Consider the following 22,296-nt stretch of genomic DNA (forward strand, 5'->3'; position numbering starts at 1 on the left):
AACCGGAGATTTAGTCTTTATTTCACTATTTAACCAAGAGAAAAAAGTTTTTCTTAATAAATAAGCTCCATTTTTGAATTAAACTAATATAAAATCCCTTAACGGGACTGATTTTGCTGGAAAAATAATAGTAACATTTTCCAATAATAAACAGAAAAACTTCAGAATTTTTCTTCAGAGAATTAATCCTTTTAAAAGAGGATCAGGAGAAAGGCGAATTTGCTATTTGTTCCATTTTGTTTCCGTCTCTGTTTTTTCGTCTATAATTGGATTTATTTCGGTTATTCCAGATTTTTCTTCAGAGAATTAATCCTTTTAAAAGAGAATCAGGGGAAAGGCGAATTTGCTATCTGCTCCATTTTATCCGGCTCTGTTTTTCGTTTATGATTGGATTTATTCCGGCTATTCCAGATAAAGACCAGTAAATGTAAAAAAGAGAGGAATATAACAATTAAATATCATGATTTCATAATAAATCTCAAAAGAGTAGAGAAAAGACAGGAGAAAAAGAAAAAAAGGAACGTGAAAAATACGATTTTAACCGGAATAATTACCCTGGTAAAAAGTTATTGACCGTGACAGAAGAATGTGTAGTGAACAGCTTATAAAAAAGTAAGAAACAATAGCCATCAATTCAAGATAAAACGAATCCATGATTTTGTCATTATATCTTAAAAAGATGGCTAAGGAAGCGATTACTTTTCAGTTTGGGTGGCTGAATTAATTTACGTCAATTGCCAGTTATTACAACCAGGCGTAAATGTTGAGCTTGGTGCACTCATAATAGCGGACGATTTTGCTGTACTCTAAAATAAAGAATCCCATCGTATTTCCCTCCAAATTTTAATGTGTTCTTCCTGTTTAATGTGTTCTTCTGAAAAGATAGCCAAAGAAGCGATTACTTTTCAGTTTGGGTGGCTGAATTAATTTACGTCAATTGCCAGTTATTACAACCAGGCGTAAATGTTGAGCTTGGTGCACTCATAATAGCGGACGATTTTGCTGTATTCTAAAATAAAGAATCCCATTGTATTTCCCTCCAAATTTTAATGTGTTCTTCCTGTTTAATGTGTTCTTCTGAAAAGATAGCCAAAGAAGCGATTACTTTTCAGTTTGGGTGGCTGAATTAATCTACGTCAATTGCCAGTTATTACCACCAGGCGTAAATGTTGAGCTTGGTGCACTCATAATAGCGGACGATTTTGCTGTATTCTAAAGTAAAGAATCCCATTGTATTTCCCTCCAAATTTTAATGTGTTCTTCCTGTTTAACGTGTTCTTCTGAAAAGATAGCCAAAGAAGCGATTACTTTTCTAGTTTGGGTGGCTGAATTAATCTACGTCAATTGCCAGTTATTACCACCAGGCGTAAATGTTGAGCTTGGTGCACTCATAATAGCGGACGATTTTGCTGTATTCTAAAGTAAAGAATCCCATTGTATTTCCCTCCAAATTTTAATATGTTCTTCCTGTTTAATGTGTTCTTCTTGTCTTGTATATCCTGTCTGTCTTGTATATTCTTTTTTATATATTCTGTTTTATATATTCTGCCTTGTATATTCCTGTACATTAGTTGAAAAGAATGGAGTTCTGTGAAATTAGAATAATCTCCCAATGGCATATATTTTCCAGATCAAACTCTTCATCAACCCCCCCAACACCAAGATTATACTCATGGCAATTATTTTTAGAAATTAGTCTGGCCGCTAATCTTTATTTGCAGGCTCACCGACTAAATTTTAATTGCTTCAGAGTATAAATAAAAGTATATACGTAACATATATAAAATCAACAGAATTAACAATACTTACCATTAAATAGTGCTTGAAAAACTGGAAGAATACCGTGGGAATAAAGAAGTCAACTTATAAATTTAAATTACATGTTATAAATTTGTGAGTGTATCGATCAAATAAAGCTTTTATCCTTCTTTTCTGTAAATAAAGGCAAAGTAAGACAGTTCGGAAAAAATGGAGGGTAAAAAGCATAATTAAATTTGATCTAAAGCTTTAAGGTCTGCAAATTTAACTGAAAAAACGAGTAACCTTTTCTATTTATAAACTATATAAATTAGCTTTTTTTCTTTAGAAGTATGCTTTATTCCGGGGAAAAAAATTTTTGAGATTTATATTAATATAAATATTTTAATTTGTGAGTCATCCGGCTCCAACCATCCTCGGAACCTTTGGTTCTTCAAATCTCCAGAATCACGATTAATTCTTTCGCCCAATTAAGCTTTTTTTCTCAATAGGATTTACTTCGGGGTCTTCAAATTAAATACAGATAGCCTGATGCTTTTAACTTCGAAATACAGGGCTATGAAAACTCAGCAATCCCCATAACTGAACCCATCAGAATTTTCTACTCGATTAAAGGACCTTGATCGAATAATTCTATAAAACACTTGAATCAGGGTATTTATTTCTCCAATCTTTCCCTATTATCCCCATAGGCGCAGATAAGGATTATTAAGCCTCCGGAACAGGCTAAGATCCCTTTTTCAATTTCAGTTTCAGGATTACCGTCAAGATTCTTGCGGATAACTTCAGGCAGGCACATAAAAACCCTCTTTCAAATCAGCTCAATGGCTCTTTCGGCTGCAACTATCGTAAAAGCAGAGAGATTGAGCTTCGAAAGCTCGTTTCTGAGTCCTGAAGCATTCTCGCTGACTGGAACAGGCTTTTCCAGGACCCTTTTTTGAGTCCGGTCAAACCCGAAGTCTTCAAGAATTCGTTCGGAGATAGACTTCCAGGCAGCAAAATCCGTGTATATCACTCCTTTTCTGTTTTTCGTTTCTGAACTTAGATTTTATTCTCGAGTTTCGTTTTTAAGATTAATTACAGAGTTATTCCTTTTAAATTCCCGTTTTCATGGCAGTGCCTTTAACATTCCGGTCCTTCACAGGAGCCCCGGAAAACCTCATTACTGCTGCCAGGGTCAGAGACACGTCTCTGGCATCTTCTGCAATCAGGTCCTTCAGGGTTTCAACAGGCTCGTGAAAGCAAACTGTCGACTTTCTACAGGGCAGGAAATGCGGTAATTGAGATGAAAGTTCAGGGGAAGTGATAGGAAGGGAATCATACCGAAAATACAGAGGCTTCAAATGAGCAGCCGGTAGATTCAAGCTCGACTTCGGCCTGAACTGCACCCTTCCCAGACTCTTCGTCTTACCGGATCATGTTTTTGAGGAACTGACTTCCTTCGGGTTTTCATCGAATTTTTGTTACCTCTTTACCTCCAGGTTCTGTCTTGCAGATCAAAAATCCGATGAAGTGGGAACGGAAACCCCTGTTCTGCGTAGAACGGTTTTTTTAGGCAGTTTATGCTAAAATCCTTTGTCCGGTCAGACTTTTTACTTTCCACTTTTTTGCAGGTTTCATGGAGCCTGAGCCATCTTCGGCTCCTATTCCTGGTGTGTTCTCTCCTTGACATGATTAGATTGAGGAAGGATATTTCCTGTTCTGGATCAAAAATGAGTATTTCTCAGGTAGTGTTTAATTCTGTTGTGAGAAGATTGGTCAGATACTGAGGGATCAGAGTTCAGAATTCGGAGTCGTGTACTACTATTTTCATTCGGAATGTTGACCGTGTAAAAGCTCACAGCTGTCTGTTGTGATATAGTGAAAAAAGACAATTAATAATCATTTATGGATGAATAAAAATAAATTCCTGCAATAATCGTTTAAAACGCAGCCATCATGACCATTTCAAAACATGGTCATAACGGCCTTAAATGGGAATGGCCATCTCCGAAAGAGATGCACTTCATTTGAGATCAGAGGTAGGCCCGAGATTTAGCAGCCCCACCAGAATCCCCAGCGGAAGAACCTGCAGCAACACCTGAAAAAGAACCAACAACAAAACATTATAGCTCCCTCCATCTTAATGATCTATCTTTGTTCATCTTCTCTTTATACTTCAGTCATCTGTATTTGAGATCAGAAGTAGGCCCGGAATTTAGCAGCCCCACCAGAATCCCCAGCGGAAGAACCTGCAGCAGCACCTGAAAAAGAACCAACAACAAAACATTATAGCTCCCTCCATCTTAATGATCTATCTTTGTTCATCTTCTCGTTATGCTTCAGTCATCTGTAGTCGAAACCATACATCCCCTATTAGTAAAATCCTACAGAGACCACTTTTAAGCCGAAAGCATTACGTACTTTCAAACTGAAAACTTATGAGTAAAATTTTCTTGAATGTAAGTATGTATCCTTCTAATAGCGTATTACTCCTGCAATCAAACTCCCTATCAACCCCCCAGCATCAATTAATACTCATGGCAATTATTTTTAGAAACTAGTCTGGCCGCTAATTTTTCATTCAAGAGAGAACAGACCGAATTTTAATTGCCTGAGAGTATAAATAAATATATATTCGTAACATATATAAAATCGGCAGAATAAACTCTACTTACCATTAAATAGTCCTTGAAAATCTGAACAAATTCCACGGAAACAAAAGGATTGACTTATAAATTAAATTAATATGTCATAAATTTGTTAGTAAGATACTAGAATAAAGCTTTTGTCCCTCTTTTCCCTAAATCCGGGAAAAGTAAAGCAGTTCAGGAAAAATAAAGGGTAAAAGGCGTGATCAAATTTTATCTAAAGCCTTAGAGACTTCGAACTTACCTCTAAAAGCGAATAACCCTTTCTATTTATAAACTATGTAAATTGCTTATTTTTCCTTAAAAGTGTCTTCTTCCCAGGGAGAAACATTACCGGCCAACCTCGAATGAAAAAGATTTGGACCAGTAGGTCCCTGAAACCCGGCTGTCCATATGACCTTTAAGTCTTCAAATCCCTGCCATCCCGATTAATTCTTTTGCCCAATTCAGCTTCTTTTTCTTAATCGGACTCACTTCCGGGTCTTCAAAATCAAATCCAGCCAGCTTGACACTTTTAGCTCCGAAATGAAGGGCTACAAAAACGCAGCGATCCCCATCACTGAACCCGCCAAAGTTGTATACCCGATCGAAGGGTTTTGACTGGGTAGTTGCGATAAAGCGCTTGAATCGAGGTACGTATTTTTCCAGCCTGTCCTGATTATCCCCGTGAGCATGAATAAGAACCATTGAGCCCTTTTCGCAGGCAAGGATCTCTTTTTCAATATCAGCATCAGAAGCGCCATCAAGGTCTGTGCAGATAACTTCAGGCACGCGGCCGATATCCATAAGGACAGCGGAGGCTCCGTCGGCTGCAATTATTACAAAAGCAGAGAGGTCGATCTCTAAAAGCTCGTTTTTAAGTCCCGGAGCGTTCCCGCAGACCAGAACAGGCTTTTCCGAGATCCTATCCCTGAGTTCGGAGATACTGGCAGTGTTTTTCCCGGTCAGCATGAGAGAAAGGAATCGGGCTGCCTCTTCGTCCCCTTTACGATCGAACCCGAAGTCTTCAAGAATTCGTTCGTAGATAGGTTCCCAGGCAGCAAAATCCGTATAAATCACTCCTTTCCTGTTTTTCGTTTCTGAACTTAGATTTTATTATCGAGTTTCGTTTTTAAACTTAATTACAGAGTTAATTACAGAGTTATTTCTTTGCAATTCCCATTTTCATGGCAATGCCTTCAACGTCCCAGTCCTTCACAAGGGCTCCGGAAACCTCAGTACTGCTGCCGAGGTCAAGGACATCGGCTCTGACCTCTTCGGCAATCAGGTCTTTCAGGGTTTCAACGAGCGTTAAGATCCTTTCGTCCTCTATCCGGACAGAGGCACGGATATTTTCGTCTACAACGAGGTCGAGTTCCTTCCGCATATCCTGCAACCTGCGGATGACTTCCCTTGCATATCCTTCAGCTTCGAGTTCAGGGGTAAGGTTTGCATCCACATACACAGGGCCCGCATCGGACTCTGCACTGGCTGTGCCTTCGGGCAGGGTTTCTTTGAAGTTTGCCATGCCTGAGGTGACCGTAACAGTGGTCCCGTCAGCCAGGGTGAGTTCGAATTCCCCGGTTTCGGCAAATGCTTTGTTCAAAGCAAAACCATCGACTTTCTGCAGGGCAGGGATAACCTTGCCGGCATCCTTCTTGAAAACAGGCCCGATCTTGCCCGGGTCAGGGATAACCTCAAGCCCGAGTTCGTCCCAGCTCTGGCCAACCCCGGTAAGTACGATGGCTTTGGAATTGGTCTGGTCCATAAGTACGGAACGCAGCCTTTCAACTGCTTTTGCTGCATCTTCGCTTTCAGGAGAGACAACAATCCTTGATACGGGCCACCTGAGTTTTCTTCCGGCTTTCTGTCGGGCGTTTGAGGCGGCTTCCACAATGGAGCGGGCAGTGTCCATGGCCGCTTCAAGTTCGGGGTCAAGATAGGTATCGTTGACCTCAGGCCAATCGCACATGTGAACGGATTCGGGGGCATTCGGGTCCGCGTTCCGGATCAGGTTCTGGTACATCTCCTCAGCAAGGTAAGGCATGAAAGGAGAGATCAGTTTTGTGATGGTTACATAGACCTCGTACAGCACACAGTAAGCTGCAAGCTTGTCCGGGTCATCAGCTTCGGTCCAGGTCCTCGGGCGGATAAGCTGGATATACCAGCGTGAGAGGTCTTCCAGAGCAAACTCCAGGATCTCGCGGACAGCCTTATGCAGCAGGTACCCGCTCATGGCTTCGTCTACTGCTTTTATCACAGACTGTGCCCTTGATAGAATCCACCTGTCTTCTTCCCGCAGGGCATCTTTTACGGAATCCAGGCTGACCTGCATCGGGTCAAAGTTGTCAAGCGCCATATACGGAAGGGGGAACCTGAAAACGTTCCAGAGGATATTGATAGAACGGTGGACGGTTTCTACCTCTTCCAAATTGTACTTCAGGTCTTCCCAGGGCGCGCTTGAGGAAAGTACGTAGGCACGCAGTGTGTCTGCCCCCAACTTATCGATAATGTCCAGGGGAGATACCACGTTTCCAAGGCTTTTGGACATCTTCTTTCCGCCTGCATCCAGGGTAAAGCCGTGCATGAGCACACTCTTATAAGGTGCCCGACCAAAGCCAACCATACTTGCCCCGAGCTGGGAGTAGAACCAGCCGCGAGTCTGGTCATGTCCTTCGGTTACGAAATCAGCAGGCCACCACTCATCAAACTGATCATGCGTCTGTGGGAACTTCAGGGTTGCCCAGGAAGCAACAGCCGAGTCAAACCATACATCGAAAACGTCTTCGACTCGCTTTTTCTCTCCTCCGCACTCACAGGGAACGGTTACCCTGTCCACATAGGGACGGTGCAGTTCGATGTCCCCGCTTAACCCTGCCTTTTCGAGCAGTTCGGCCTTTGTCCCTATTACCTCAAGTTTTCCGCATTTCTTACATTTCCAGACAGGGATCGGAATTCCCCAGTAGCGCTGCCTGGAGATACACCAGTCTCTTGCCCCTTCGACCCAGGTCCTGAAACGGGCTGAACCCGCCCAGTCAGGGTACCAGTCAACGGCATCGATTTCCTCGAGCATCTTTTCCTTGATCTCGGTAACCTTAAGGAACCACTGTTCGGTTGCAAGATAGATGATAGGAGTCTTGCAGCGCCAGCAGTGCCCGTACCTGTGCGTGACCGTCCCTTCGGCAAGGAGCCTGTTGCGGGCTTTGAGGTCTTCGATAACAATGGGGTTTGCTTCCCTGACGTTCTTGCCTGCGTATTCCCCGGCCTCCTCGGTATAGGAGCCGTTTGAGCCCACAGGACAGAGGATCGGAAGCTTGTGCTTAATCCCGAGGTTAAAGTCGTCCATACCGTGCCCCGGAGCTATATGTACACAGCCGGTGTTTTCCACGGTTACGAAATCGGCAAGGTAAACCCCGTGCTTTATCTCGTTCTGGATGGGTACCAGGTCTCCGACGGGGCTTTCGTACTCGAGCTTTGTGAGCTCTTCTCCGAGCATTGTCTCAAGCACTTCAAAGTCCGTATACCTTCCCTGCTTGAGGACATTTTTGATCAGTTCCGTGGCTGCGATCAGGATCTCTTCCGAGCCGTCCTGCCGGATTGCCCTGAATTTTGAGTATTCGTAAGCCGGGTGAACGGCTACGGCTACGTTTGCAGGTATTGTCCAGGGCGTGGTTGTCCAGATAACTATGAAAGTGTTTTCTTCGCCCTTGACCTTGAACTTAACATAGATCGAAGGGTCAGTCCGCTCGGAATATTCGACTTCGGAATCGGCAATTGCAGTTTCACAGCGCGGGCACCAGTTTACCGACCGCTTGCCCATATCAAGGAGGTCTTTTTCATGGGCCTGCTTGAGAGTCCACCAGGCAGCCTCGATGTAGTCGTCTTTTAAGGTCATGTAGGGTTCCGGCCACTGCATCCAGACCCCAAGCCTCTGGAACTGCTCAGTCATTGCCTGTTTCTGTGTGATTGCAAATTCCTTGCATTTCTCGATGAAATTCTCTACTCCGAAGCTCTCGATATCCTTCTTGGACTTAAAACCAAGCACACCTTCGACCCTTACCTCAATAGGGAGCCCGTGCATATCCCAGCCGGGGCGCTCAAGGATGTGGCGGTTGTTCATGGAGTAATAGCGGAGAATGGAATCTTTAATGATCTTATTCCAGGCAGTCCCCAGATGGATGTGTCCTGTAGTGTACGGGGGGCCGTCAACAAAAAAAAGTTTTTTTCCGGTCTTGCGTCTCTCCCGGGTCTTCCGGTAGGCATCGCTGTCTTCCCAGAACTGCGTTACTTTTTTTTCTATTTGTTCTGCATCGTATTTGGCAGTGATTTCTTTTATCATATGGGGGTCTCCCTGATGAAAGATAAACTGAAATAAACGTCGCCTTTGCAGGGCTTATCCTGCGGCTGGCAGACAACTCTTGATAAACTGATAACCAGTAAATGGTGACAATACTTGGTGACAACACTAATACTGATTTTAATATTTACAAACTGCTACTGAAACTGGTAACCTGTAAACTCAAACCAGTAAGTTCTAACCAGCAAGCTCTGACTTCAGGGCAAATTTCAGGGTAAATTACTGGTCAGCATACTATAAATACCTCTGACAGGTAAGTACCGAATCTGCAGTAAAGTATATTTAATGTTTTTTTAATGTCCTTTACCGACCGCTTATATACTGCACTTCAGACAAATATCTGACGTACAAATAACCTTATCCGGAAAAGCGATTTTGCACCTTCCGAAGGATAAAGGGGGTCCAATGCACGCCAATCAGTTTATTCAGTATTACTGTACTTAATTTAAGCTTTATTGTAACAGCAGAAAAACCGGTCTGGTGTTCGCTCCTGGGCACACTGGTTGCACTTCCCGAGTTGCACCGCCCGAGTTGCACCGCCCGAGTTGCACCGCCCTAATTGTGCCTCGCCCGAATTGCGCCTCGCCCGAATTGCGCCTCGGGAGTACGCAGTCTGTTTCGCTTTGCTCAAGCAGACTACTTGATGGTTTTTATAGTTAGTTTCGCTCAAGCGGACTAAATTAAGATTTTCTTTTCCTCACAAAATGTTATTCGCTGTGTCATGCCATTTTTATCCCGCTCGACGCAGGAGAGCGGTCTTTCACGCAAAAAAGAAGAGAAAAATAAGTTAACAAAAAACAAACATGAAACCCATCAAATACGAGGCATAAAGAAATGAAAGTACTTTTTCAATCATGGTACTTTCATGCCAAAGAAAAAGAAGAAAAAAAGAAAGAAAAAAAGAAAGAAAAAAATCGAAACGACAGAGGAATGTAGAAATTAATTAATATCTTCTAATTTTTATTTAAGGGTTCTCCACATTGCAGCAATTCTCGATATATCAATATGGGTGTAACCTTCCTCTTTTATAGTCCACTTAAGGCTAAGGACTCCGTCATTAAATTCTGCAGCAACTCCCCTGTATGTCGTATTTCCCCCAATGTCAATTTCTACTTCTTTGCCCAGATAATACTTTTCAATGAATTCCTGTTTCATGCTTATCAACTCCCAGGTTTTTACCCCTCCGGATACAGAGAGACCCGTTTGGTGCCTTCCAGATTATAGTTAGAATCAGGAATCTATATTATTACTTGAAAAACAGGGATTCTGAACACAGATCAGGATAATAGGAAAAAGGAAAGGAATTGCCAGAATACGTCCGGCGTCCTTATTAAAGTAATCTACATTAAAGTAATCTACATTAAAGTAATCTACATTAAAGTAATCTACATTAAAGTAATCTACATATTAAAAGCTCATTCAGGCTCCCATAGATTCAAATTTCTGCTCCTTCAGCCTTTTCCGATCCCACGGGCGCCGATTCATCGGCTTCAGATTCGCCTGGTTTCAGTTCACCGGATTTTGATTCCCCTGACTCCAATCCACCGGACTCAGATCCTCCTGGCGTCGATTCAACGAGTTCAGACCCGGATGATATCGATTCGCTTAATTCTGTCCCGATTCCTGTTTCAGACCCTCCTGGAAGTTCATCGAAAAAGGGAATATTTGCGTCGGCAAACCAGGCTTCAAGGAAACTCAGCAAATGATATTTCATGAAAACTGCAAGCGGTACGCTCAGCAACATCAGAGTTGCGAAGATCAGCAGCAGTTCTACAATGACAAAGGGGATAAGGAGTATCCAGTTCAGGGGCTCTGATATGAAAGTCGAGAAAAGGAAGTAAACGATCCCGTCAATAATAAGGAAAGCAATAATCAGCGCCAGAACCAGCAACCCGAACAGGACTACCGCAAGGATGGTTACCCCGATTCCCAGAAGGAATCTGATAAACCAGTAGACCAGGATCTGTTGCCAGCTTTTTCTGAAATTCCCGTAGACCATCCGGAAAGCCGAAAGGATTCCGGTTTCCCTGTAAATGACGAGGGGAATTGCAAGGCTCAGGAAAGAGTTTACGACTGCCCCGAGCAGGGCAAGCAGAATGACTGCAGCAAAAAACCAGAATAATCCGCCTATCAAAAGAGGAAAAGAAAAGTCGGAGGACTCCTTGAGGATAATCGGGATAAAAGGTAATAGAGCCAGTGCAAAGAGTACGAGAAAAATAAGCGCAATGGCTAAACGTACGAGTAAAAGATTGAATCCTTTCCCCATGAATTTTTTTGAATAAGCCCAGAAAAATACCTCATTTTTTACCAGGGACTCTACAAAAACAAACTCCATGACGCTGGAAATGTACGAGAAAATCAAAGCTAAAATAAGAAGGAAAACTATTACTGCAGCTATAATTGCCAGGGGGGATATGGACTGGACATAGTTAAGACCAAAGCCGGATGTACCGGAAGGAAGGTCGGAGATCCTGCCCGGTTCGATGTTCGGGAAATTATTTCCGAGATCTTCGGATCCCGTTCGATAGTTGGTGCCCGAGCCTTCGTAATTATATCCGATCCCGCCAACGAAAAAGATGATGATTGCAAGCTTTACCCATTTCCAGAAATCAAAAGGTTCGAAAAGAGCTTTTCTTGTCCTTGAGAAAGCTCTATCCACTGCATCTATTCCGTACCAACTCATACTATAGAGTTTATTTCGGAAAATAAATAATTATCCGGAGAGTAAAATATGCATAAATCTCAGATTAATCCCGGATAGGCATCAAAATATCGGTTTCAAGCTCCCTGAGTGGAAGGATTTGCAGCAATTACAATTACAGCAAATTTCTTCCGGTACTTTCCTTTTCGAAAACGGACATAACATTTTCAGGCAAACTCTGAAGGGATTGCTATTTCTCACCTTCTGCACGGATCAGATTATGATGCTTGTAAATCTTCTCTTCAGCCAGGGCTGTGAGGCCTGGACAGTGCCTCAAAACCGGCGATGACTTCAAACAGTTCTTCGTCAATTCCGCTCTGGCGCAGGCGATAAAATGACCCGCTGAAATCTTCCAGCAATCCCTCGATATTTTTGTCAGCACGCTGCATCGCTGCCAGACGGCTTGCATTTTCACTCGCAAGGGATTCGGCACATGCCCTGAAAAGCGAAACGAAAAGATATTCCCGGATGAGTGCCCTCAATGTCTCTGTGCTATCGCCCATTACCTCGGGCAGGTTCCTGGTTGGCCAGGGACGTTTTGCCAGGTCACGCTGCCAGGTTTCGTCCAGTGGCAACAGTCGCTGGCTGACGGGCTCATAGGTGGCTCTGGTCTTGTGGCGGTTGTAAAATAGGTAAAGTTCAACGTCCTCATTCTGGTTACGGAGCTTTTCGCTTTCCACAAGAATCTGCCCTATAAGCGGAGTAATGGCCTTTACGGAATTCGGCACCGTAAAGAGTCCGATCAGCGGCAGATCCGCATCTTCCAGGCGCGAATAAACACGCTCACCGACAGCCCAGACCATGGGTTTGCCTGGCATAGCTGCCAGTTTCTTGACTGCGTATTCGGCTACAATATCATTGAACTGACCCACAAGCCCCTGATCCGAACCGAACACGACCGCACCGATAGGACCGGCACTCTTCTGCCCTATCCGCTCTGCGGGTGCGGAGAGTGCAATTTCCCGAAAGCATACTTCCAATCCCATTTCCACCGTGCGGTAGTAATCAGACAGCGAATTCACCGATTTCTCATATTGTCCTATGCTTGAAGCCGCCAGAGCTTTCATCGTACGGACAACGGATTGAAGATCTTTTGCTCTGTCGATCTTTTTGCGCAGACTTTCCGTGGTTTCGCTCATAACTTCTCCTCATTTTCCTGCCTTGATTTGACCTCGGTTTCGGACTCCAGCCGGAAGCTTTCCAGCGCTCTGCGTGCGATTTCGAGAATTGTTTCACGGTCCTCATCACTCAATTCTTCATCGGCATTGAACCGTTCGCGTATTTCCGCCGGGATATCCGCTACTGCCTCACGCAGGTAATGTTCAGCATCTACTATCCGGTCAAGCGGCACACTGTCGAAGAGTTTTGAGTCCAGCGCAAACAGGATGACTATTTGTTCAGGCACGGATACGGGAGAGAATTCCGGCTGTTTGAGAAGGGTGCGGATCCGTCGCCCATGCTCGATAATCTTGCGAGTGTTCTCATCCAGCCTGGCACCAAACCGGGTAAATGCTTCGAGTTCTTCAAACTGTGAATAGGCGAGCTTCAGGTTACCGGCCACCCCGCGGTAAGCAGCAAGTTGTGCTTTGCCGCCTACGCGAGAAACGGATTTGCCGACATCAACTGCAGGCAGCACCCCCAGCTCGAAAAGCGAGGGTGAAAGATAGATCTGCCCGTCAGTGATAGAAATAAGGTTAGTTGGAATATAGGCGGAAATGTTCTGGGCTTCGGTTTCGATAATAGGAAGGGCAGTAAGCGAACCGCCTCCTAGTTCGTCGAGCAGGTGGGTTGCACGTTCCAGTAACCGTGAGTGGATATAAAAGATATCCCCGGGATATGCTTCGCGCCCCGGAGGACGGCGAAGCAGGAGGGAGAGTTCGCGATAGGCGCGTGCGTGATTGGTTAAATCGTCGTAAACGATCAGCACGTCCCGGCCTGCTTCCATAAAATACTCCGCAATGCTGGTTGCAGCGTAAGGAGCGATATAGGTCAGACCGGACGGATCGTTACCTTCGGTCACGACGACAACGGTATAATCCATTGCACCCTTTTCGCGCAGGGTTGCTACTGCCCTGGCAACTGCCGATGCGCGCTGACCTATGGCACAATAAACGCACAGGACATTATAGTCACGCTGGTTAAGGATGGTATCAATCGCAATAGCAGTCTTGCCGGTCTGGCGGTCGCCCAGAATCAACTCTCGCTGACCGCGTCCGATCGGAATCAATGCATCGATAACTTTGATGCCGGTCTGGAGAGGTACCGTGACCGGAGCGCGATCCATGATTGGTGCACTCGGGCGTTCGATAGGCAGGCGCTTGCTGGAGATTACCAGTCCTTTACCATCAAGTGGCCGACCCAGTGGGTCGATAACGCGGCCGATCAATCCTTCACCTACTGCCACATCCATAACCCGACCGGTGCGTTCGACTTCATCTCCCGCATGCAGATGTGAATATTCGCCCAGTAGAACAACGCCGATTTCTTTTTCATCTACATTAAACGCGATCCCAAACACCTCGCCGGGAAACTTCACCAGCTCTTCATAGCCCACACTGGGAAGCCCGGAGACATTGACGATGTCCGTGGAAACTGTCAGGATAGTGCCCACTTCCCGCGGAATGAGCTTCGGAGTTGATGATTCACGCACCCGGCTTATTTCATTAAAAGCGTTATCAAAAACATCCTTTAAACTTTCAGGTTTCATGTTCATCGACTCTTTATTTGGGCTCCAGTTCAGGATTGACAATTTTAGTCTCAGATTCCCGTTCAGTCTCGGATATACCAGATGTTGATTCAGGCCCGGCTCTGGTTTCAGGGTCGGTTTTCGATTCAGGTTCGGTTTTCAACTCAGGTTTAAGCTCGGGTTCAGTTCGGGCTTCACTTTTGGGCTGCTCTTTCAGGAGCTCATCGATGCTTTTTTCCAGCGATGAGAGATAATCTGCGATGCTCCACGCCACTTTTTGCCCGTTTGCGGTTAACTCAATACCACTGATAAGGTCCGGCACGGTCTCGAACCTGGTTTGAATCCCGATGCCAAGAGTATCTTTAATCGTCTTTTCGACCAGGTCACGCTGCGCCTGCGGAAGATCGAATGCAGTGCGAACAAGCACCGGGCCCGAAAGCGTGCCAAGTGCAGAGACCAGTTGCTCTTTCTCTTCGCCCTCCAGTTTGCGCAGCCTTTGAGCAAACGCATCAACCATACGCTCTTCCAGATTTGTTCCAGCCAGGTCCTGCAGCGCTTTCCGTGCAATTTCAAAGACTTCCTGTTGAGTCCGGCGGCTAATTGCCCGATTTAAATTCTGTTTGTCATTCCTTAATGCCTCCTGTTGCTTTGCTTTCAAATCAGAGGCTTCCTTCCGGGCTTCTTCGAAAAGCCGCTGACGTTCAGCTTTTGCTTCATCCTTTGCCCTACCCAGGAGCGCAGCACGTTGCCGGTCGAACTCTTCGTTCTTACGTTTGAACTCTTCTTTCTCTTTTTGCGCTTCCGCCTCTTTCGCATCGGCATCCGCAAGTTCGTCTTCGACCTTTTTCTCACGTGCATCGATGGCGTTGAGAATAGGTTTGTAAAGGAAGTGCTTCAGCAGCCATACCAGTATAAGGAAGTTGAGCACCTGTGCAATGACAGTGAACCAATCGATAAGCATAGGCTATTTTCCTCTGTAGTTCAGACAATTGCCTGGTTCCAGAACGGATTGGCGAAGATCAAAATCATTGAAACCACGAAGCAATAGATCGACAGGGACTCGATCATAGCCAGGCCCACGAAAAGGGTCCGGGTAATGGTCGAGGAAGCATCGGGTTGCTGTGCCAGTGAGGTCAGCGCCGTCGCGACAGCCCTTCCTTCCCCAATTGCAGGGCCGAGAACCCCTACGCCTATCGTGATGCCAGAGGTGACAATTGATGCCACAGCGATTGTAGTCGAATAAGTATCCATAGTGTTTCCTTCTGTTGTCAGAGTTGTTGTTTCAATTCTTTATTCACTCCTGCTCAGACTTTTTTCATCCTGTTCGGGCCTTAACCTGCTGGTTCGTGTGGCAGCAGTAATGTAAACCGTAGCCAGGACGCTGAAGATATAAGCCTGCACCATGCCGATGAGCAGGCCGAGAGCAGTCATAATTAGCGGAAAAATGAATGGAGCTATTGTCAGCAGTATGGCGATAATCATAGAACCGCTCATAATATTGCCGAACAGACGGATTGCCAGAGCCAGCGTACGGGATAATTCGCTGATAATGTTAAACGGCAGCATGAGGATCGTCGGCTCCGTGTACGACTTGAGATAGCTGCCAAGTCCCTGCTCTTCTATGCCGAAAATTGGCACGGCCACAAATACGCATAATGCGAGCGCAGCTGTGGTTGAGAGAGAGCCGGTTGGGGGTTCATAGCCCGGAATGATGATGCACAGGTTCGCTACAGCAATGAAAAGAAAGAGTGTCCCTAGAAAACCCAGGTACTTCTGTGGCCGATCCAACCCAACATCTTCAATTTGTTTTAAAATACCCGTGACAATAATTTCCAGAATATTCTGCCAGCGGGAACGTTTCAGATCAGGGGAAAGTTTGCTTGTAACGATTTTTGAGCCGACTACCATTACCAGCATTAGCCCCCACGTGTACACAATCGTAGCGTTGAGTTTGATAAAACCGTACTGCCAGAAAATCAGCTCATCAGGACTAAGTCGCATGACCGGCCTCCTTTGTCGATTGATTCGAGTCTCCTTCCGAGAGTCCGGTTAGTCTGAGAACGATACGACGCATAATGAAAAATCCAAGTAAGCATACAAGCAGCCTCTCCCAATGGCCTCCCGAGGCGAAGTAAAATCCGGACACTGCAATGCCAGTCCTCAACAGCAGGCTGCCGAAGAACCAGAATGCAGGTCGCCCGGATGAAAGTCCCTTCTGAACCGTCCACCAGAGGCCACCGAAGAAAAAAGCCCCGAGAAAAAGGCCAGCTAACATAGCCAAGATCAGATTCAAAACTTCATTCATTGTTGTCCTCCTGTTCCTCCTGCATTTCCTTACGTTCCCTGGCTACCCAGTGCCATGCGTTCAAACAGCCGATAAAGAGGCCGGTAATCATCATTGTAAGCGTCCAGGAAAAGCTCACCGGATAGTGGTTGTCCAGCCAGAGCCCAAGGGCCGCACCAAGCACTGTCGGAATTGCCACTGACCAGCCGATAAGCCCCATCATGCCTAAACCAAGCCAGACAGTCCGGCTCTCATTACGTTGCGCTCTGAGTTTGCGCTCAGCTTTTGACCCGACCTGACGGGCCAGGGGCGGCTCGCCCTCCGAAGATTTTTCCTTAGATCTGTCATTCATTCTGAAACTCCGCCAGGCGGCGCACAAGCCCGATTTCCAATTTTGTCATCACCGAACGTATTTTTTGCTCACTCTCGTCCAGAGTTAAAAACTCTCTTTCCACCGCTTCCCGTAACTGACCAAGGTCGGTCCCGGAAATGGCGCTGCGCACTGAGACCAGCACGTCCTTACCGGCCTTGACCAGTACCCCTTCATCGACAGCCACATAAACCTCACCTTCTGCTTCGGCTTCATAGATTAAAATTCCGGGTTCCAGAGCTGCAACACAATCGAGCCGGTGCGGCAGGAGTCCAAACGAACCCTCGCGGGTCTCTGCGACTATGCGTGACACGCCTTTCTTTTCGGCAAAGATCTGGAACGGTAGAAGAATCTTAAGATTCATGAGTGGTGAATTCATGTTTGGTCCCTGCTTGATTTTTTGGCTATTGCTTCGTCAATTGTCCCTATCATATAGAGATCACTTTCCGGGTAGTCCTTGAATTCATCGTGCAGAATACGCTCACAGCCGTCAAGAGCATCCGAGAGAGAGACGAATTTGCCTTTAAAACCGGTGAACTGCTCGGTAGTGAAAAATGGCTGAGTGAGAAAGCGCTCCAGGCGGCGAGCGCGGGCGACCACGTTGCGGTCTTCCTTCGAAAGCTGTTCCAGACCAAGCATAGAGATTATGTCTTTGAGCTCTGCATATTGCGCGAGCGTCTGCCGGATTTCCTGAGCCAGACGATAATGTCTTTCGCCAATGATGCCGGGTGTGGACATTTTTGAATTTGACTGTAAGGGGTCAATAGCCGGATAAAGTCCCTCACTTGCCCTTTTGCGCGAGAGAACAATAGATGCCGAAAGGTGCGAAAACGTATGCACAGCTGCAGGGTCCGTGAAATCATCAGCCGGTACATATACCGCCTGAATAGACATGATGGCTCCGGCATCGGTATTGGATATACGCTCTTCCAGTTCCGATAACTCGGTACCCATTGTCGGCTGATAGCCAAGGCGCGAGGGCATCTGCCCCATCATACCGGACACTTCGGAGCCAGCCTGGATGAACCGGAAAATATTGTCGATAAGCAGCAGCACGTCGCGGTGCTCATCGTCCCGGAAATATTCCGCCATTGTAAGCGCTACATGCCCAACTCGAAAACGGGCGCCTGGAGGTTCGTTCATCTGGCCGAAAACCATGACCGTATTCGGGAGCACACCTGCCTCTTTCATGTCGCGGTAAAGCTCTTCCCCTTCACGGCAACGCTCACCTATTCCGCAAAATATGCTCACTCCCCTTTGCTGCCTGACCACATTGTGAATCATCTCGGTTAACAACACCGTTTTACCAACACCAGCCCCTCCGAACAGGCCCGCTTTGCCTCCGCGTTCAAGGGGCACCAGCACATCTATGGCTTTGATACCGGTCTCGAAGATTTCAGATCTGGTAGACCGCCGTATCAGAGGTGGGGGAGGTTGGTGGATTGTGCGCCACTGGACATTTGACGGCGGCGCCCTGTGATCGATGGGATTACCAAAAACGTCGAACATTCGTGAGAGAATTTCCCTGCCTACGGGCGCCTTCAACGGCCCACCCGTATCTTCCACCACCGTGCCCCGGGAAAGCCCTTCGGTAGGGGTCAGTGCAATCCCACGGACACGATACGAATCAAGCTGGGTCAGGACTTCAATGGCAATTCTTCCATCTTTTCCTGCGCGTAGCAATGAATATATGGGAGGCAAATATTTCTCAAACCTTATATCAACGATACTGCCACGCACCGAGACAACCGAGCCCAGGTTCGAAGAATTATTATTTTCCATATGCCCCTTGACAACTCCTCTCATGGTTGCATCGCACCTTTTCACTTCTGAAGTGTCCACTTCTTTTTATATGGGGTGTTCCTCGTGAAGTCTGAAAGTACATCGTGAAATCTGAACGTATAACCTGAAACGTATATTGTGAGAATTCACATTCAATTTACAGTTCCACAAAAACTACAATAAGCGCTAAACGCTGGAGAGAAAACAGAATGAAATTGTTTTTTAATTAATACTTCTGGTAAAGGAACTTCTATACTGCCCTGTAGCACTACTTTTCTTCTAACTGCCCTGCAACATTACTTTCCTTCTAATATCATTTTTCTAAAGAATTGCTTATTGCTTCGTTTTCTCTTCCCCACAAAGAAATGTATCATCAAATTATATTAATTTGACTTTACCATATTTTTCGTTTTACAGCTACAGCAAAGTATAATTTCTGTCTTTATAAGAAGTGAGAAAATGATTATAAGAAGTGAAAAAATGATTATAAGAAGTGAAAAAAATAATGAAAATTTTACTAAGCTCTTAAAATGTAAAAACAGTAAGATAAAAAAGTCCATATCTCAGATCTTTTTTACCATTGAAATGTGTTTTATATCGGCTTCAAGAAAAGGTTCCCCATAGGCGAGAAACCCAAACTTTTCATAAAAGCTTACTGCATGTGTTTGCGCGTGAATATGGATATCTCCTGCCTCCAGTTCGGCAGCTTTTTCCAGAAGCTTTTCCACAATGAGTTTTCCGATCTGTTTTCCCCTGCATTCCTTCAGGACGGAAATCCTTCCAATAAGACAGGTTTTTCCATTATTAAAAAGCCTGCCTGTTGCAACAGGCCGGTCAGCTGCATACACAACTACATGATGGGAGCTAAGGTCAGCTTCGTCAATTTCCTCTGCTTCGGGGACATTTTGTTCTTTTATAAAAACTTCCCTGCGGACATAAAAGGCGTCCTCCAGTTCTTCAGGGTTTTTCACATCAATCCATTTTATCCTCAGTGAAAGTTCGGGTTTCTTTTCCATCAGGAGCCTCTTTTGCAGTCTTGCGATCTTTTTCAGTAAAAATCCGGGAAATGAATACTTTTTCGCATGTAGTGACAGGATAAACTGACAATATACGCCTTACAATAAGCACCTTAAATGCATACCTTACAATAAGCACCTTAAATGCATACCTTACAATAAGCACCTTAAATGCATACCTTACAATAAGCACCTTAAATGCATACCTTACAATAAGCACCTTAAATGCATACCTTGAAATACGCCTCAGATACCTGTTCTGAATTTACCTACGGTTGAAGAAAAGCCCCCTACGGAAGATAACTGGTTTTACAACAGGTAGGCAGGATCAAAAACAGATTAACGGGCCCGCCGCGATTCGAACACGAGTCAATGGGTATCTTCGTAAGAATCTTACTTCGAAGCCCATTAGGATATCCTGGCTACCCCACGAGCCCGCGGTGCCGCAGTATTGATTGTAACTATCCATATTAAAGGTTTCTCTCAGAATTAAGAAGAGAGGACAGAAAAGGACAGCAAGCTCAAAAGTATCTCTCTGGAGAAAATATTTACGAAGTCAAACCGAGTAAATAAAAAGAATTAGATTCAATAAAAAAAATAGGAAATTCAGAGCTCAAAGTAGCCAAAGTTAATATAAATATTCCTGAAAAAAAAGAAATACACCGCATACATAACTTTTATATTACAAAAGTTCTTTTAATATGTAAAAGTGATTTTCAGTATCATATTGTTATCAGTACTGGAACACCAAAACAGGACATGCCGTTATCTAAATCAATAAAATTGAATAGATACTCACTTTATTTCGTGATATAAACAAGTAGCGAATATGCGTGTTAAGTTAGGAAACTGCTGAGATAATCTGAAGATTTTTTATAAATTACAACATATAGTACAACCAATACAATGCCTTCTGATAGCGTGGGAAGGAAACAGGGCAAAATACATAGAAGAATGAGGGTCTACAAAAATGGAGAGGGTTTCAACAGGCATAGAAGAGCTTGACAGGAAATTGATCGGGGGTTATCCTGTAAACAAAGCAACCCTGATAACAGGGGTAGCCGGGAGTGGAAAAACGATCTTTGGAATCCATTTCATTTACAGGAGCTGTGTTGAGGGAAGGAAGTGCCTGATGATCGCAACCGAAGAAACTCCTGAAGATATCCTCTACCAGGCGCAAATACTGGGACATGACCTTAAACCGTACTATGAAAGCGGACAGCTCACCATAGAAAACATATTCGAGAGCCGTTCGGAAATCATAGGACAGACAAGGTACGGGTTTAAGCCCGAAAGCCTTGACATCGAACTTCCTAACCTTATGGAATTCATACGTGAAGGAACAGAATGCCTTGTAATAGATAACCTGGGCACCTTTGCCCTGAGAGTTTCCAAAAAAAAGTTAAGAGACCAGTTTGACGGACTAGCCTATCTCGTGAGAAAGAAAGGCTGCACTACGCTCTTAATCATGGATGAGTCAGCATATAACCTGACTCACCAGCTTGCCGAGTACTCGGTCTACGGTTCTATTCGCCTCCTGGTAAAAGAGAACGCATACCTTGGAAAAATGGAGCGTTATCTATGCATACCCAAGATGCGCAGCACTCCTATTTCGCCAGACATGTCAATCTTTGAGATAACATCCGAAGGGATCAAGATTCATGAACCAAAGGGAGGAAACTTTATTGAATGAGAAAAACAAACCCAAAGTCCTGATCGTAGATGACATGAAGGAAAATGTAGAACTCATGGAAGCCTACCTTGCCGTTGAACCGTATGATGTTATCACTGCCTACGGCGGAAAAGAGGCACTCCAGAAAGTAAGGGACGAAAAGCCGGATATTGTCCTCCTGGACATCATGATGCCCGAAATCAACGGCTACGAGGTCTGCAAAATTCTCAAAGAAGATCCCGAAACCCAGTTCATTCCGATCCTGATGCTTACAGCCCTTTCGGAACTTGAAGACAGGATAAGGGGGATTGAGGTAGGAGCCGATGATTTTCTTACAAAACCCATTAATAGACTCGAACTCAAGACCAGAGTAAAATCCCTCCTCAGAGTAAAATGCCTCCACGACAGACTGGTTGCCGACCGCGACAGCCTGGAAGTAAAGAACCGGGTACAGAGCATCCTTACAGCCGTAATTCCGACTTTGCTCCAGTTTGTCTCCAATGAAGAAAAGAAGGTCATAATAAATCAGATGACAGGCATGGTCGAAAAAACACTTCTTGAAATGTACAACTTTAACGATAAGGAAATGGACCTTGCTTATGCAGGGAATGTCTGTGCCGAGATAATGAACCAGCTGGGAGGGACCTTTTCCGCGACCATGGGTGAAAATGAAAAGCGATGGATAGTCAAAGGAACAAAGTGCCCCTGGAAAGGAGAAGAAGCCCGCAAAAACCCCATCCTATGCACACTTACCAGGAAGATTTTTTCAAACATAACCTTAAAAGTAGATTCAGGCTACAGTCTCGAAGCTCTAAAAACCATAGGAAACAAGAATGACTGCTGCGAATTTATCATAAAAGCAGCATAATTATCATAAAAGCAGCATAATATTCTCATTCAATTCCTTTCCACCTGAACTCAGATCCTCGATTCCATTTTTATACATGAATTCCATTTTTATACATGAATTCCATTTTTATACATGAATTCCATTTTTATACATGAATTCCATTTTTATAGAGGTCTTAAACTTCTTTTTCCAGAACGTCCTTATATTTCGA

20 protein-coding genes and 1 tRNA gene are annotated in these 22,296 nt (G+C 44.8%); 2 read left to right on the forward strand and 19 right to left on the reverse strand.

What is annotated here, in order from left to right; all coding sequences use genetic code 11:
- Positions 1 to 2,416 precede the first annotated feature (2,416 nt).
- From ACSAZL_RS10025 to ACSAZL_RS10115, 19 genes are all read right to left on the reverse strand, one after another.
- Positions 2,417 to 2,557, reverse strand: a complete 141-nt coding sequence (locus ACSAZL_RS10025; protein ID WP_440948528.1) for a hypothetical protein — start codon at positions 2,555 to 2,557, stop codon at positions 2,417 to 2,419.
- A gap of 12 nt (positions 2,558 to 2,569) precedes the next feature.
- Positions 2,570 to 2,773 carry a hypothetical protein gene (locus tag ACSAZL_RS10030; RefSeq protein ID WP_440948529.1) on the reverse strand — a complete coding sequence of 68 codons (204 nt, stop codon included), beginning with the start codon at positions 2,771 to 2,773 and terminating at the stop codon, positions 2,570 to 2,572.
- 79 nt (positions 2,774 to 2,852) lie between these two features.
- Complete coding sequence (locus tag ACSAZL_RS10035; RefSeq protein WP_440948530.1) at positions 2,853 to 3,101, reverse strand: hypothetical protein; 249 nt, start codon at positions 3,099 to 3,101, stop codon at positions 2,853 to 2,855.
- Between the two features lie 1,695 nt (positions 3,102 to 4,796).
- Positions 4,797 to 5,447, reverse strand: a complete 651-nt coding sequence (locus ACSAZL_RS10040; protein ID WP_440948531.1) for a 6-hydroxymethylpterin diphosphokinase MptE-like protein — start codon at positions 5,445 to 5,447, stop codon at positions 4,797 to 4,799.
- 82 nt (positions 5,448 to 5,529) lie between these two features.
- Positions 5,530 to 8,706, reverse strand: a complete 3,177-nt coding sequence (gene ileS, locus ACSAZL_RS10045) for an isoleucine--tRNA ligase (RefSeq protein WP_440948532.1) — start codon at positions 8,704 to 8,706, stop codon at positions 5,530 to 5,532.
- Positions 8,707 to 9,684: 978 nt separating this feature from the next.
- On the reverse strand, positions 9,685 to 9,879 hold the full coding sequence (locus ACSAZL_RS10050; protein ID WP_440948533.1) for an MM0924 family protein: 195 nt from the start codon (positions 9,877 to 9,879) through the stop codon (positions 9,685 to 9,687).
- 280 nt (positions 9,880 to 10,159) lie between these two features.
- Positions 10,160 to 11,407: a DUF7544 domain-containing protein gene (locus ACSAZL_RS10055; RefSeq protein WP_440948534.1), complete on the reverse strand. Its 1,248-nt coding sequence runs from the start codon at positions 11,405 to 11,407 to the stop codon at positions 10,160 to 10,162.
- A 260-nt stretch (positions 11,408 to 11,667) separates the two neighbouring features.
- Positions 11,668 to 12,564, reverse strand: a complete 897-nt coding sequence (locus ACSAZL_RS10060) for a F0F1 ATP synthase subunit gamma (protein ID WP_440948535.1) — start codon at positions 12,562 to 12,564, stop codon at positions 11,668 to 11,670.
- The gene (locus ACSAZL_RS10065) at positions 12,561 to 14,174 is read right to left on the reverse strand and encodes an alternate F1F0 ATPase, F1 subunit alpha (RefSeq protein ID WP_440948536.1); all 1,614 of its coding nucleotides are present in this window, start codon (positions 14,172 to 14,174) and stop codon (positions 12,561 to 12,563) included. Before ACSAZL_RS10065 ends, ACSAZL_RS10060 begins: the two co-directional genes overlap by 4 nt.
- The gene (locus tag ACSAZL_RS10070) at positions 14,146 to 15,072 is read right to left on the reverse strand and encodes a F0F1 ATP synthase subunit B family protein (RefSeq protein WP_440948537.1); all 927 of its coding nucleotides are present in this window, start codon (positions 15,070 to 15,072) and stop codon (positions 14,146 to 14,148) included. The genes ACSAZL_RS10065 and ACSAZL_RS10070 overlap by 29 nt, the downstream gene beginning before the upstream one ends.
- A 20-nt stretch (positions 15,073 to 15,092) precedes the next feature.
- Positions 15,093 to 15,362 carry a F0F1 ATP synthase subunit C gene (locus ACSAZL_RS10075; protein WP_440948538.1) on the reverse strand — a complete coding sequence of 90 codons (270 nt, stop codon included), beginning with the start codon at positions 15,360 to 15,362 and terminating at the stop codon, positions 15,093 to 15,095.
- A 39-nt stretch (positions 15,363 to 15,401) separates the two neighbouring features.
- Complete coding sequence (locus ACSAZL_RS10080; protein WP_440948539.1) at positions 15,402 to 16,112, reverse strand: F0F1 ATP synthase subunit A; 711 nt, start codon at positions 16,110 to 16,112, stop codon at positions 15,402 to 15,404.
- On the reverse strand, positions 16,102 to 16,416 hold the full coding sequence (locus tag ACSAZL_RS10085) for an N-ATPase subunit AtpR (RefSeq protein WP_440948540.1): 315 nt from the start codon (positions 16,414 to 16,416) through the stop codon (positions 16,102 to 16,104). Before ACSAZL_RS10085 ends, ACSAZL_RS10080 begins: the two co-directional genes overlap by 11 nt.
- Positions 16,409 to 16,747, reverse strand: coding sequence for an AtpZ/AtpI family protein (locus ACSAZL_RS10090; protein WP_440948541.1), 339 nt, complete (start codon positions 16,745 to 16,747; stop codon positions 16,409 to 16,411). Before ACSAZL_RS10090 ends, ACSAZL_RS10085 begins: the two co-directional genes overlap by 8 nt.
- Positions 16,740 to 17,129 (reverse strand): F0F1 ATP synthase subunit epsilon, encoded by a 390-nt coding sequence (locus ACSAZL_RS10095; RefSeq protein WP_440948542.1) that lies wholly within the window; start codon positions 17,127 to 17,129, stop codon positions 16,740 to 16,742. The genes ACSAZL_RS10090 and ACSAZL_RS10095 overlap by 8 nt, the downstream gene beginning before the upstream one ends.
- Before the next feature lie 11 nt (positions 17,130 to 17,140).
- Entirely contained in the window at positions 17,141 to 18,607 is a 1,467-nt protein-coding gene (gene atpD, locus ACSAZL_RS10100) for a F0F1 ATP synthase subunit beta (RefSeq protein WP_440948543.1), read from the reverse strand.
- A gap of 503 nt (positions 18,608 to 19,110) precedes the next feature.
- The gene (locus ACSAZL_RS10105) at positions 19,111 to 19,563 is read right to left on the reverse strand and encodes a GNAT family N-acetyltransferase (protein WP_440948544.1); all 453 of its coding nucleotides are present in this window, start codon (positions 19,561 to 19,563) and stop codon (positions 19,111 to 19,113) included.
- Positions 19,520 to 19,783: a hypothetical protein gene (locus ACSAZL_RS10110; protein WP_440948545.1), complete on the reverse strand. Its 264-nt coding sequence runs from the start codon at positions 19,781 to 19,783 to the stop codon at positions 19,520 to 19,522. Before ACSAZL_RS10110 ends, ACSAZL_RS10105 begins: the two co-directional genes overlap by 44 nt.
- A gap of 123 nt (positions 19,784 to 19,906) precedes the next feature.
- Positions 19,907 to 20,000 (reverse strand) — tRNA-Arg (locus ACSAZL_RS10115).
- A gap of 533 nt (positions 20,001 to 20,533) precedes the next feature.
- On the opposite strand from ACSAZL_RS10115, the gene ACSAZL_RS10120 reads away from it, so the two are divergent.
- Complete coding sequence (locus tag ACSAZL_RS10120; protein WP_440948546.1) at positions 20,534 to 21,256, forward strand: ATPase domain-containing protein; 723 nt, start codon at positions 20,534 to 20,536, stop codon at positions 21,254 to 21,256.
- Entirely contained in the window at positions 21,225 to 22,103 is an 879-nt protein-coding gene (locus ACSAZL_RS10125) for a response regulator (RefSeq protein WP_440948547.1), read from the forward strand. The genes ACSAZL_RS10120 and ACSAZL_RS10125 overlap by 32 nt, the downstream gene beginning before the upstream one ends.
- Positions 22,104 to 22,296 lie beyond the last annotated feature (193 nt).

The organism is Methanosarcina mangrovi, from assembly GCF_052057765.1.
GTDB lineage: Archaea > Halobacteriota > Methanosarcinia > Methanosarcinales > Methanosarcinaceae > Methanosarcina.